Source organism: Pseudomonas sp. 3296 (genome assembly GCF_031456615.1).
GTDB classification, from domain to species: Bacteria; Pseudomonadota; Gammaproteobacteria; order Pseudomonadales; family Pseudomonadaceae; genus Aquipseudomonas; species Aquipseudomonas mucoides.
The window spans coordinates 135,791-146,958 of the sequence record NZ_JAVDUY010000006.1 but is presented as its reverse complement, the minus strand read 5'-3'; the positions used below and the strand labels follow the sequence as shown (position 1 = coordinate 146,958).

The following is an 11,168-nucleotide window of genomic DNA, read 5'->3' as shown; positions in this document are numbered from 1 at the left end:
AAAAAACACGAAAGTCCCGGAATACGGGGCTTTCGACGTTTCAGCGCGGCTTTCTGTTTCAACTTGTTAAAAACTGGCACGCCCCCTGCAATAGTCCATTCAGTGATTCAGTTCACTACCCGGTTTCGGGGACCTTGGTACAGGCAGGCCGGGGATTCCCCTCTTTACATCGGGCTCACACCGCACAAGCGACGAGCCCACGCCGTTTTGGGGCCCTTGATACAGGCAGGTCAGGGGTTCCTTCTTTACACCGGGCTCACAACGCAATCCGTGAGCCCCGCCGTTTTGGGAACCTTGGTACAGGCAGGCCGGGGATTCCCTCTTTTATTGCTCCCGGAGATGGATCTCCAGCCGCCAGCGGTCATTGACCTCGCTTCCGGTCCACTCGCCTTGCAGTGGACGAGCCGCCACCACCGACAGCAACACCCCCCCATCACTCAAGAGAACTCGCCAGTTGACGTTTTTATCGTCGAGTCTGAGCTGACCTTTCTGCGCCTTGCCTTCAGCCTCGAACAGCAGCGCGAGGCTACCGTCGACAAACTCGCCGTGGCTTTTGGGTTCGTTGTTGAACCACACGACCAAGCCGTCGCTGGTGACCTCAACTTGCTGCAAGACCGTCGGGTCTGGCGCGGTCAGGCGACCAATCATCAGCCCCACCATCATCCCGACAATCGCCAACGAACCGAGCACGCGCGGGAATAGTTTCGAACGGGGGTCCTTTGGCGGCGTAGAATGCCCGTCATCTTTATCTTCGGAGCCGTGCATGTTTCACGTCATCCTTTTTCAACCAGAAATTCCGCCGAATACCGGCAACGTTATCAGGCTGTGCGCCAACAGTGGCTGCCACCTGCATTTGATTGAGCCGCTGGGCTTCGAGATGGACGACAAGCGCCTGCGCCGGGCCGGCCTCGACTACCACGAGTACGCCACCCTGCAACGCCACGCCGACCTCGCCAGCTGCCTGGAGAGCCTTGGCCATCCACGGTTGTTCGCCTTCACCACCAAGGGTTCGCGACCGTTCCACGATGCCAGCTTTGCCGAGGGTGATGCCTTCCTGTTCGGCCCGGAAAGCCGAGGCTTGCCGGCTGACGTGCTCGACGCCCTGCCCGGCGAACAACGCCTGCGCTTGCCAATGCGTGAAGGCTGTCGCAGCCTGAACCTGTCGAACACCGTGGCCGTCGCCGTGTATGAAGGCTGGCGCCAGCTCGGGTTCAAGTAATAATCCGACCATCATTTTTGCCTGACAGAAAAAATCGCGGGCAAGCCCGCTCCCACAGGTTTTGCACAATCCTGTGGGAGCGGGCTCGCCCGCGATTTTCAGCAACGCCGCTTATTGAACGGTCGGAGTCTCGCCAGCCGCCTGCATGCGTTGCAGTTCTTGTGCGTACAGCGCGTCGAAGTTCACCGGTGCCAGCATCAGGGCCGGGAACGAACCACGGGTGACCAGGCTGTCCAGGGTTTCGCGAGCGTACGGGAACAGGATGTTCGGGCAGAACGCGCCAAGGGTGTGGCTCATCGAAGCGTCGTCCAGGTTCTTGATCAGGAAGATCCCGGCCTGTTGCACTTCAGCGATGAATGCCACTTCGTCACCATTCTTCACGGTCACGGACAAGGTCAGCACAACTTCGTGGAAATCGCTTTCCAGAGCCTTTTGACGGGTGTTCAGATCCAGACCGACGCTCGGCTCCCACTGCTGGCGGAAAATCGCCGGGCTTTTCGGGGCTTCAAAGGACAAGTCACGTACGTAGATGCGCTGCAAGGAGAATTGCGGTGCGGTTTCTTCTTCGCTAGCTGCAGTGTTCTGTTGGTCAGTCATCTCAGATCCTTTCTGATCTTGGGGTCTTATAGGGAAGGTATTCAGGCCTTGAGCATGGCGTCGAGCTTACCGGCGCGCTCAAGGGCAAACAAATCATCACAACCACCCACGTGGGTGCTGCCGATCCAGATCTGCGGCACGGACGTACGTCCAGCTTTCTGAGCCATGGCGGCGCGCACCTGCGGCTTGCCATCGACCTTGATCTCTTCGAAGGCCACGCCTTTGTTCTCGAGCAGGTACTTGGCTCGCGAGCAGTAGGGGCAGTAATCGCTGGAATAGACGACGACGTTGCTCATATCACTTCACCAACGGCAGGTTGTCGCCCTTCCAGCTGGAAATACCACCGGAGAGCTTGGCGGCGGTGAAGCCGGATTTCATCAGTTCGCGGGCATGGGTACCGGCGGTCTGGCCCAGGGCGTCGACCAGAATGATGGTCTTGGCCTTGTGCTTTTCCAGTTCGCCGATGCGCGCGGTCAGTTTGTCGTGAGGAATGTTCAACGCGCCAACGATGTGACCGGCGGCGAAGTCCTTGGTCGAACGGATGTCGATCACGACGCCGGCGTCCTTGTTGACCAGCCCGGTCAATTCACCGGTACTCAGACTACGGCCGCCGCCTTGCATTTGATAGGCAATCAGCGCCGCCAGCAGTACGACGAAGATACCGACAAGAATGTAGTGGTTAGTGGCAAATTCAATCAGGTGAGCAACCATCGAAGGAGGTTCCAGGGCGTTAAAATGTCGGCCAGTATACACAGCCACTATGGTGGGCCAAACCCCGTCCGGCGGTGACGTGGATTGAACTTGCCTTTAAACTGCCACTCCCTTTTCCATCGCCCTCTATTAACTCAGCCACGAGTGGAATCCATGACTACCACGCCTAAACCTTTGGTCCTGATTATTCTCGACGGCTTCGGTCACAGTGAGAGCCCTGAGTCCAATGCTATCTTTGCGGCGAAGAAGCCCGTACTGGACCGTTTGTGGGCCACCGTACCGAATGGCCTGATCTCCGGCAGTGGCATGGATGTCGGCCTGCCGGATGGCCAGATGGGCAACTCCGAAGTCGGCCACATGAACCTGGGCGCCGGTCGCGTGGTTTATCAAGACTTTACTCGCGTGACCAAATCGATCCGTGATGGCGAGTTTTTCGAGAACCCGACCATCTGCGCCGCGGTGGATAAAGCCGTTGCCGCCGGCAAAGCTGTGCATTTCATGGGCCTGTTGTCCGATGGCGGCGTTCATAGCCACCAGGACCACCTGATCGCCATGGCTGAACTGGCGTTCAAGCGTGGTGCTGAAAAAATCTACCTGCACGCCTTCCTTGATGGCCGCGATACACCGCCGAAAAGCGCCCAGTCGTCCATCGAACTGCTCGACGCGACTTTCCAGGCGTTGGGCAAAGGCCGGATCGCCAGCATCATCGGCCGTTATTTCGCCATGGACCGTGACAACCGTTGGGACCGCGTATCCCAGGCCTACAACCTGATTGTCGACGGCAACGGCGAATTCAACGCCGCCACCGCACAGGAAGGGCTGCAAGCGGCCTATGAGCGTGGCGAGAGCGACGAATTCGTCAAAGCCACCTCCATCGGCGAGCCGGTGAAAGTCGAAGACGGCGACGCCGTGGTCTTCATGAACTTCCGCGCCGACCGCGCCCGTGAGCTGACCCGCGTGTTCGTCGAAGATGATTTCAAGGAATTCGAACGTGCGCGCCAACCGAAACTGGCCGGTTTCGTCATGCTGACCCAATACGCCGCCAGCATTCCCGCGCCATCGGCCTTCGCCGCCGGCAGCCTGGAAAACGTGCTCGGTGACTACCTGGCGAAAAACGGCAAGACGCAACTGCGCATCGCCGAAACCGAGAAATATGCCCACGTGACCTTCTTCTTCTCCGGCGGTCGTGAAGAACCGTTCCCGGGCGAAGAACGCATCCTGATCCCGTCGCCGAAAGTCGCTACCTATGACTTGCAGCCGGAGATGAGCGCCCCGGAAGTCACCGACCGCATCGTCGATGCCATTGAACACCAGCGTTACGACGTGATCGTGGTCAACTACGCCAACGGCGACATGGTCGGCCACAGCGGCGTGTTTAATGCCGCGGTAAAAGCCGTTGAATGCCTGGACAAGTGCGTCGGCCGCATCGTCGAAGCCCTGGAAAAGGTCGGTGGCGAAGCGTTGATCACGGCCGACCACGGCAACGTCGAGCAGATGGCCGATGAAGCCACCGGCCAGGCGCACACCGCGCACACCACCGAGCCCGTCCCGTTCATTTATGTCGGCAAGCGTGACCTCAAGGTCCGTGAAGGCGGCGTGCTGGCGGATGTGGCGCCGACCATGCTGATGCTGATGGGCCTGGAAAAACCGGCGGAAATGACCGGGACATCGATTCTGGTGTAACCCGCTCGCTCGAACACCACCGAAACCCTGTAGGGGCGAGCAAGTCGAATCGTCGCATCGCCGCTCCCACATTGGTTTTGTGGTGTTTTTTTGTCCAGTTATCACACAGTCCCAATTGGGCATTTTTTTTGCCACGCTTGGCGGGCATACTAGGCCGTCCCTTTCCCTGGTGTCGCCCGCCTCTATGCTCCGCGTCCTGATAGCCCTTGCACTGACTTGCCTGCTCCAACCGGCTTTTGCTGACGAGCGCGAGCAAACCCAACAACAGTTGGACGCCACGCGTCAGGACATTGCCGAGCTGAAAAAGCTGCTGGGCAAGCTCCAGGAAGAAAAATCCGGTGTGCAGAAAGAGCTCAAAGGCACCGAGACCGAAATGGGCAAGCTCGAGAAGCAGGTCGATGCCCTGCAAAAAGAGCTGAAGAAAAGCGAATCCGAGCTGCAGCGACTCGATGCAGAGAAAAAAAAACTCCAGAGCGCGCGCACTGAACAACAACGACTGATCGCCATTCAGGCCCGGGCGGCCTATCAGAACGGCCGTCAGGAGTATTTGAAGCTGCTGCTCAATCAGCAGAACCCGGAAAAATTCGCCCGCACCCTCACCTATTACGACTACCTGAGCCAGGCCCGCCTGGAGCAGCTGAAGAATTTCAACGAAACCCTGCGCCAACTGACCAATGTCGAAAAAGACATCGACGCCCAACAGGCGCAGTTACTGGTGCAGAAGAGCAGCCTCGACACCCAGCGTGATGAGCTCGATAAAGTCCGCAAGGAACGCCAACAAGTCCTGGCCAAGCTCAACGACGACGTGAAGGCCCGCGACCAGAAACTGGCATCCCGCGAGCAGGATCAGGCAGACCTGTCTAAAGTCCTTAAAACCATTGAAGAAACCTTGGCTCGCCAGGCCCGAGAGGCAGAAGAAGCGCGGCAAAAAGCGCTGATCGCCCAGCAGGAAGCCGAAAAAAAGCGTTTACGTGAGGCTCAGGCGGCTGCAGACGCAGAGACCACCGACGCCCCACGCAAACCGGTTAAATCGACACCCGGCGCCCTGGTTTCAAGTTCCGGCGAGACCTTTGGCGGCCCTTTCGCGTCAACCCGGGGAAAACTTCCCTGGCCGGTTGATGGTCGACTGTTGGCACGCTTCGGCGAATCCCGTGGCGACGATGCCCGCACCAAGTGGGACGGCGTGATGATCAGCGCCTCCGCCGGTAGCCAGGTGCATGCCGTGCATGGCGGTCGCGTGGTATTTGCAGACTGGTTGCGTGGCGCCGGGCTGCTGGTGATTCTCGACCACGGCAACGGTTTTTTGAGTCTTTATGGTCACAACCAGACGCTGCTCAAGTCTGCGGGTGACGTGGTAAAAGCCGGTGAGTCCATCTCCACTGTCGGTAACAGCGGCGGGCAGGACACACCAGCGCTGTATTTCGCAATTCGTCAGCAGGGTCACCCGAGTGATCCGGCGCAATGGTGTCGCGCGCAAGGATAAGCACGCTACCTAATTTCAGGAGTTCGTTAGACATGCTGCATTTGTCCCGCCTTACCTCGCTGGCCCTGACGATCGCCCTGGTGATCGGCGCGCCTCTGGCGTTCGCCGCTCAACCGGCCCCGGCAGTCGCGCCTGCGGGCACTGCCGCGACGACCAAGGCGCCGTTGCCGCTGGAAGAATTGCGCACTTTTGCCGAGGTCATGGACCGGATCAAAGCCGCTTATGTCGAGCCGGTGGACGACAAGACCCTGCTGGAAAACGCCATCAAAGGCATGCTCAGCAACCTCGATCCGCACTCCGCCTACCTGGGTCCGGAAGATTTCGCCGAACTGCAAGAAAGCACCAGCGGTGAATTCGGCGGCCTGGGCATCGAAGTCGGCGCCGAAGACGGTTTCATCAAGGTGGTTTCGCCGATCGATGACACCCCCGCCTCCAAGGCAGGTATTCAAGCCGGCGACTTCATCGTCAAGATCAACGGCCAGCCGACTCGCGGCCAGAGCATGACCGAAGCCGTGGACAAGATGCGCGGCAAGATCGGCCAGAAAATCACCCTGACCCTGGTGCGCGATGGCGGCACGCCGTTCGACGTCACCCTGGCCCGCGCCATCATTCAAGTGAAGAGCGTGAAGTCGCAATTGCTGGAATCCGGATACGGCTACATCCGCATCACGCAATTCCAGGTCAAGACCGGCGAAGAGGTCTCCCAGGCCCTCGCCAAGCTGCGCAAGGAAAACGGCAAGAAGCTCAACGGCATCATCCTCGACCTGCGTAACAACCCTGGCGGCGTGCTGCAGGCCGCGGTGGAAGTGGTCGACCACTTCATCAAGAAGGGCCTGATCGTCTACACCAAGGGCCGTATCGCCAACTCCGAGCTGCGCTTCTCCGCGACTGGCAAGGACGAAAGCGAAGCCGTGCCAATGGTCGTGCTGATCAACGGCGGCAGTGCCTCGGCGTCCGAAATTGTCGCCGGTGCCTTGCAGGATCAGAAACGCGCTGTGCTGATGGGCACCACCAGTTTCGGCAAGGGCTCGGTGCAAACCGTACTGCCGCTGAACAACGATCGCGCGCTGAAGATCACGACGGCGTTGTATTTCACGCCGAACGGCCGCTCGATTCAGGCCCAGGGCATTGTTCCGGACATCGAAGTGCGCAAGGCCAAGATCACCAACGAGCAGGACGGCGAGTACTTCAAGGAAGCCGACCTGCAAGGCCATTTGGGCAATGGCAACGGCGGCGCCGACAAGCCGACCAGTTCCAGCGGCAAAGCCAAGGCCATGCCGCAGGATGATGATTACCAGCTGGCCCAGGCCTTGAGCCTGCTCAAAGGGTTGAGCATCACGTCCGGCCGCTGAGATGTTCAAGCGGTTTATCCTGGGTTTATTGCTCTGCCTGACGGGTGTTGCTCACGCAGCCCCCGTCGAGACGCCCCCTCAAAAAGCTTATCTCAGCCTGATCATCGATGACCTGGGGCAGAACCTGCCCCGGGATCGCCGCGTGCTGGCCCTGCCCGGCCCGGTGACCACGGCGATCATGCCCGATACGCCCCACGCCACCGAGTTCGCCCGCGAAGCCCATCGCGCCGGCAAGATCGTCATCCTGCACATGCCGATGGACCCGGCCACGGGACCTTTCGCCTGGCACCCCGACCTGCCTATCGAAGAACTTGAGAAACGCCTGAGCGCGGCATTCAAGGTCGTGCCCTACACCGCGGGCATCAACAATCACATGGGCAGCCGCATGACCGCACAGCAACCGGCCATGGTCTGGTTGATGGCGGACTTGCAACAACGGCACAAATTCTTCGTCGACAGCCGTACCAGCGCGCAAACCGTTGCCGCCGCCGAGGCGCAGAAGATCGGGTTGGCGAGTGTTTCGCGGGATGTGTTTCTGGATGATGAGCGCACCGAGGCGGCAATCTTCACGCAGCTACAGACAGCGGTCAGCCTGGCGCACAAGCAGGGTTCGGCGGTGATGATCGGGCATCCGTATCCGCAGACACTGGCAGTACTGGAACGCGAGCTGCCGAAGCTGAAGGCACAGGGGATTGAGTGGATTGATATCAAGCAGATGATCAGCGTGCGGGGTAACCGCGCGACGGCCGCCCATGGCAAGGATGGCGTCTACCGGTAATCCGTCGCACCGCCGCTCCCACACTTTGATCACTGGGTCTTAGAGATACCGCGCCATGATCTCGTCCACCTTGCCTTCCTTGCGCAGTTGATCCAGCGCGGCCTGAAGCTTGGCGACCATTTCGTCCGGCACGTCTTTGTTCAATGCCAGATACAGTTCGGCGCTGTTGAAACGCAGTACCGTTTTCAGACCATTCACGCCTTCCTGCCGCGCCAGATAACGCCCGGCCGGGTCGCCCGTGGCCCACAGATCAATCTGGCCATTGACCAGCTTCTTCGCGTTGTCCTGGTCGCGCAGCACAACGATCGGATTCATCCCCTGCTTGCCCAGCGTCTCGGCAATCGCATCACCTTTGTACGCGCCAATCTTGTATTTGCGCGCGTCATCCAGCGTTTCAAGGCTGATCTTGCTGTCAGCCCTGGCCAGCATGATCCAGTCATCCGGACCAATCGGGCCAACCCATTTGAAGAGCTTCTCGCGGTCGGGCAAACGCGCCATCACGAACACGCCATAACCGGGTTTCTCGAGGGCAAGTTTGTAGATGCGCTCCCAGGGGAAACGCAGGGTCAGGCTGTAAGTGATGTCGGCACGTTTGAACATCTCGCGGACGATGTCCACGGCGATGCCATTGATGTTCTCGTCCTGAGCGAAGTTTTTGCCATTCTTCGCCATGTTGTACGGCGGGAAATTTTCCGTCAGCAACACCAGGTCGGTGTCGGGACTTTCTTCGGCGCGTACCCCATTGATGAGCAATAGAGAAGCGCTGGCGAGGATAAGAAGAAGGCGTTTAAGCATGTCTGGCTACCGAAATCCATGGCGTGCCCAAGAGTGCCTTGAGCTCGCCACACTGTCTACTGGCCTTTTGATAACAGCCTTATGCAGATCGTTAAAATAATGGGCGTCACCGTCAGTGCGGTAGATAGTTACCGCACTCCAACCCGCCACAACTGATTAATTGCCAACACCGGCAACAGGCCGTTTTTTATATTAATCAGAGACAACGCTCTATGAATTCGATCCCCTTACTTCTTGCCAGCGCTGTGTGCTCACTGTGCACTCCGAGCTTTGCAGACGGCCGCGATTATGGCGAAGGCCTGCTGAATCTGACGCCTTCCGTAGTCCTTGAAAACACTGACGGTTCTCGCGACCACTGGCAAGGCATCGGGCGCCTGACCACCGGCTCAGGAAACTGTACCGCGACCCTCCTGGATACACGCGATGAACTCGAGCAGCCTGGAACGCCTGCTTACGTGCTCACTGCGGGCCACTGCATCGAATTGACCAATGGCAACATCGTCACAGACAGACCGGTTACCGGCAGCCTCACATTCAACTATTTCACTGACAGCACCGCGTTCAAGACCTATCCGCTGAAGACGACGACATGGCGGAGCATTCAAGGCGTTGATATGGCCATAGTCGAACTGGATGTCAGCCTTCAGGAGCTCATCGATAATGGCGTACAGCCATTAACCCTGGCGCGTGAAACACCAGCGGACGGGACCGACGTATTGATCGTCGGGGCGCCAAAAGGCTTTGATCAAACCACGTTGCGGATGTCGGCCTGTGATCTGCAACCGGCGCGGGAAATAGTTGAAGGCGCCTGGGTATGGCGCAACACGTTCATGACACGCTGTCAGGACATCCGGGGAGGCGGATCAGGAAGCCCGCTACTGGATCGCTCCTCCAATGAGATCATTGGAGTGATCGGGACAGGAAATTTTGATGAAGGCCTTGTTCCATGCCGCGAGCATGCTCCTTGCACACCCGCTGGAGAGGCTTATCAGGCAATACCGGGAAATGTATACGGCAATCCGACGGCATTTCTCAACGGATGCTTCTTGGAAGGTCGGATCGCAAAAAATCCGCCGTCGTCCTGCCAACTCTTCCCGGCGTTCACCATCGACACTGACGCTATCACGCTGGAAAGTTACCAACGGGTCAAACATCAGGATGACGGCTCAATTGCCATTCCGACCTGGAACTATCGATTCTCTATAAGCACCGACTTCTATCGCCATAAAACCGTGCGCAAGGCAATGGAGTGCGAGAGCCCTCATCACTACAGCGATGTTGAGGGCTCAGAGAATGCCTTTATCAATTCAGAAATAGGGAGTGAACCCGGACACTATTTTCTGTGCATTCTCGGATTAGATTCTGCGACGCAAAAACCCGAATCGGGGCTTCTGAAAAATGCACTGTCTTTGCCAGTCGAGATCCTGGACAACAAGCCAACCACCCCGCCTGATCTGTCGATCGTCACCGAAGTTTTTGTGACCCTGGCGAAAGCAGAAGAGCCGCACAGGACCTATTCGATAAAATATGGTCCCGCCGCAACGACGGACTGCAGTCAACCTGACAAATACAGGAACAACGTGGAGATGGATTTTTTCGTGCCAAGCGACAAGCTTCCGGGCAAGCTCTGTTCTATTGCCTATGACAAGTCGGGGCAGGCGTCAGCGCCGAGGGTCGACTTGTTGGGCTATGCGACAGACACTCACGAAGCGGCAACTCCCACGGCTGAAGTTGCCAACTGACATCGGCCCGGAGGTTTTTTCCGGACGTGTTATCGCATCACGATCCCGCGGTGCGCCATGTAGGCCTTGGCTTCCTGAACGGTGTATTCGCCGAAGTGGAAAATACTCGCCGCCAATACCGCGCTGGCGTGGCCTTCGAGGATGCCGTCGGCCAAGTGCTGCAGGTTGCCGACACCGCCAGAAGCGATCACCGGAATGCCCAGCGCATCGCTGATAGCGCGAGTCACGCCCAGATCGAAGCCGTTTTTCATGCCGTCCTGATCCATGCTGGTCAGCAGGATTTCACCGGCACCCAGGCCTTCCATCTTCTTCGCCCACTCGACGGCATCGAGGCCGGTAGGCTTGCGGCCACCGTGGGTGAAGATTTCCCAGCGAGGGGTTTCGCCCGGGCCGGAGACCTTCTTCGCATCGATGGCAACCACGATGCACTGCGAACCGAAATGTTGCGCCGCCTCGCCCACAAATTCCGGATTGAATACCGCAGCGGTGTTGATCGAGACCTTGTCCGCACCGGCATTCAGCAGGTTGCGGATGTCTTGCACGGTACGCACGCCACCGCCCACGGTCAGCGGGATGAACACCTGGCTGGCCATGCGCTCGACGGTGTGCAGTGTGGTATCGCGGCCATCGACGCTGGCAGTGATGTCGAGAAAGGTAATCTCGTCGGCGCCCTGCTCGTCATAACGACGGGCGATTTCCACCGGGTCGCCGGCGTCGCGGATGTTCTCGAACTTCACACCTTTGACGACCCGGCCGTTGTCCACGTCCAGGCAAGGGATGATACGTTTGGCCAGCGCCATGGTCAGTC

At 58.6% G+C, this 11,168-nt stretch carries 12 protein-coding genes; 6 read left to right on the top strand and 6 right to left on the bottom strand.

Annotation, left to right across the window (positions count from 1 at the left end; genetic code table 11):
- Positions 1-324: 324 nt before the first annotated feature.
- On the bottom strand, positions 325-765 hold the full coding sequence (locus tag J2X66_RS17475; RefSeq protein WP_310266522.1) for a hypothetical protein: 441 nt from the start codon (positions 763-765) through the stop codon (positions 325-327).
- Between J2X66_RS17475 and J2X66_RS17470 the strand changes: the two genes are divergently transcribed.
- Entirely contained in the window at positions 764-1,219 is a 456-nt protein-coding gene (locus tag J2X66_RS17470; RefSeq protein ID WP_133837827.1) for a tRNA (cytidine(34)-2'-O)-methyltransferase, read from the top strand. The two genes, J2X66_RS17475 and J2X66_RS17470, sit on opposite strands and share 2 nt — an antisense overlap.
- Before the next feature lie 111 nt (positions 1,220-1,330).
- Here the strand turns inward: J2X66_RS17470 and secB are convergent, their stop codons facing one another.
- Genes secB through J2X66_RS17455 form a run of 3 tightly spaced genes read right to left on the bottom strand, consistent with a single transcriptional unit; the run spans position 1,331 to position 2,527 of the window.
- Positions 1,331-1,816, bottom strand: coding sequence for a protein-export chaperone SecB (secB, locus tag J2X66_RS17465; protein ID WP_150702707.1), 486 nt, complete (start codon positions 1,814-1,816; stop codon positions 1,331-1,333).
- Positions 1,817-1,857: 41 nt separating this feature from the next.
- Entirely contained in the window at positions 1,858-2,112 is a 255-nt protein-coding gene (gene grxC / locus J2X66_RS17460; protein ID WP_008149430.1) for a glutaredoxin 3, read from the bottom strand.
- A 1-nt stretch (position 2,113) separates the two neighbouring features.
- Positions 2,114-2,527: a rhodanese-like domain-containing protein gene (locus J2X66_RS17455; RefSeq protein ID WP_223518838.1), complete on the bottom strand. Its 414-nt coding sequence runs from the start codon at positions 2,525-2,527 to the stop codon at positions 2,114-2,116.
- Between the two features lie 153 nt (positions 2,528-2,680).
- Between J2X66_RS17455 and gpmI the strand changes: the two genes are divergently transcribed.
- The 4 genes from gpmI (at position 2,681) to J2X66_RS17435 (ending at position 7,823) form a co-directional block, all read left to right on the top strand.
- The gene (gpmI, locus tag J2X66_RS17450) at positions 2,681-4,210 is read left to right on the top strand and encodes a 2,3-bisphosphoglycerate-independent phosphoglycerate mutase (RefSeq protein WP_310266518.1); all 1,530 of its coding nucleotides are present in this window, start codon (positions 2,681-2,683) and stop codon (positions 4,208-4,210) included.
- Between the two features lie 184 nt (positions 4,211-4,394).
- The gene (locus J2X66_RS17445) at positions 4,395-5,693 is read left to right on the top strand and encodes a murein hydrolase activator EnvC (protein ID WP_310266516.1); all 1,299 of its coding nucleotides are present in this window, start codon (positions 4,395-4,397) and stop codon (positions 5,691-5,693) included.
- 32 nt (positions 5,694-5,725) lie between these two features.
- Entirely contained in the window at positions 5,726-7,045 is a 1,320-nt protein-coding gene (locus J2X66_RS17440; protein WP_310266514.1) for a S41 family peptidase, read from the top strand.
- Position 7,046: 1 nt separating this feature from the next.
- The gene (locus tag J2X66_RS17435) at positions 7,047-7,823 is read left to right on the top strand and encodes a divergent polysaccharide deacetylase family protein (protein WP_310266512.1); all 777 of its coding nucleotides are present in this window, start codon (positions 7,047-7,049) and stop codon (positions 7,821-7,823) included.
- Between the two features lie 39 nt (positions 7,824-7,862).
- Here J2X66_RS17435 and J2X66_RS17430 read toward each other — a convergent pair whose 3' ends face one another.
- The gene (locus tag J2X66_RS17430) at positions 7,863-8,618 is read right to left on the bottom strand and encodes an ABC transporter substrate-binding protein (RefSeq protein ID WP_310266510.1); all 756 of its coding nucleotides are present in this window, start codon (positions 8,616-8,618) and stop codon (positions 7,863-7,865) included.
- Positions 8,619-8,830: 212 nt separating this feature from the next.
- Here J2X66_RS17430 and J2X66_RS17425 point away from each other — a divergent pair, with 212 nt between their 5' ends.
- Positions 8,831-10,360: a serine protease gene (locus J2X66_RS17425; protein WP_310266508.1), complete on the top strand. Its 1,530-nt coding sequence runs from the start codon at positions 8,831-8,833 to the stop codon at positions 10,358-10,360.
- Between the two features lie 29 nt (positions 10,361-10,389).
- On the opposite strand, the gene hisF is transcribed toward J2X66_RS17425, so the two are convergent.
- Positions 10,390-11,160: an imidazole glycerol phosphate synthase subunit HisF gene (gene hisF / locus J2X66_RS17420; protein ID WP_007897430.1), complete on the bottom strand. Its 771-nt coding sequence runs from the start codon at positions 11,158-11,160 to the stop codon at positions 10,390-10,392.
- Positions 11,161-11,168 lie beyond the last annotated feature (8 nt).

What these genes read in the sequence shown, in the direction of transcription:
- gpmI (WP_310266518.1), top strand. Translation starts at nt 2,681, where the DNA reads ATGACTACCACGCCTAAACCTTTGGTCCTGATTATTCTCGACGGCTTC.
- grxC (WP_008149430.1), bottom strand. Translation starts at nt 2,112, where the DNA reads ATGAGCAACGTCGTCGTCTATTCCAGCGATTACTGCCCCTACTGCTCG.
- hisF (WP_007897430.1), bottom strand. Translation starts at nt 11,160, where the DNA reads ATGGCGCTGGCCAAACGTATCATCCCTTGCCTGGACGTGGACAACGGC.
- J2X66_RS17440 (WP_310266514.1), top strand. Translation starts at nt 5,726, where the DNA reads ATGCTGCATTTGTCCCGCCTTACCTCGCTGGCCCTGACGATCGCCCTG.
- J2X66_RS17430 (WP_310266510.1), bottom strand. Translation starts at nt 8,618, where the DNA reads ATGCTTAAACGCCTTCTTCTTATCCTCGCCAGCGCTTCTCTATTGCTC.
- J2X66_RS17425 (WP_310266508.1), top strand. Translation starts at nt 8,831, where the DNA reads ATGAATTCGATCCCCTTACTTCTTGCCAGCGCTGTGTGCTCACTGTGC.
- J2X66_RS17435 (WP_310266512.1), top strand. Translation starts at nt 7,047, where the DNA reads ATGTTCAAGCGGTTTATCCTGGGTTTATTGCTCTGCCTGACGGGTGTT.
- secB (WP_150702707.1), bottom strand. Translation starts at nt 1,816, where the DNA reads ATGACTGACCAACAGAACACTGCAGCTAGCGAAGAAGAAACCGCACCG.
- J2X66_RS17470 (WP_133837827.1), top strand. Translation starts at nt 764, where the DNA reads ATGTTTCACGTCATCCTTTTTCAACCAGAAATTCCGCCGAATACCGGC.
- J2X66_RS17475 (WP_310266522.1), bottom strand. Translation starts at nt 765, where the DNA reads ATGCACGGCTCCGAAGATAAAGATGACGGGCATTCTACGCCGCCAAAG.
- J2X66_RS17445 (WP_310266516.1), top strand. Translation starts at nt 4,395, where the DNA reads ATGCTCCGCGTCCTGATAGCCCTTGCACTGACTTGCCTGCTCCAACCG.
- J2X66_RS17455 (WP_223518838.1), bottom strand. Translation starts at nt 2,527, where the DNA reads ATGGTTGCTCACCTGATTGAATTTGCCACTAACCACTACATTCTTGTC.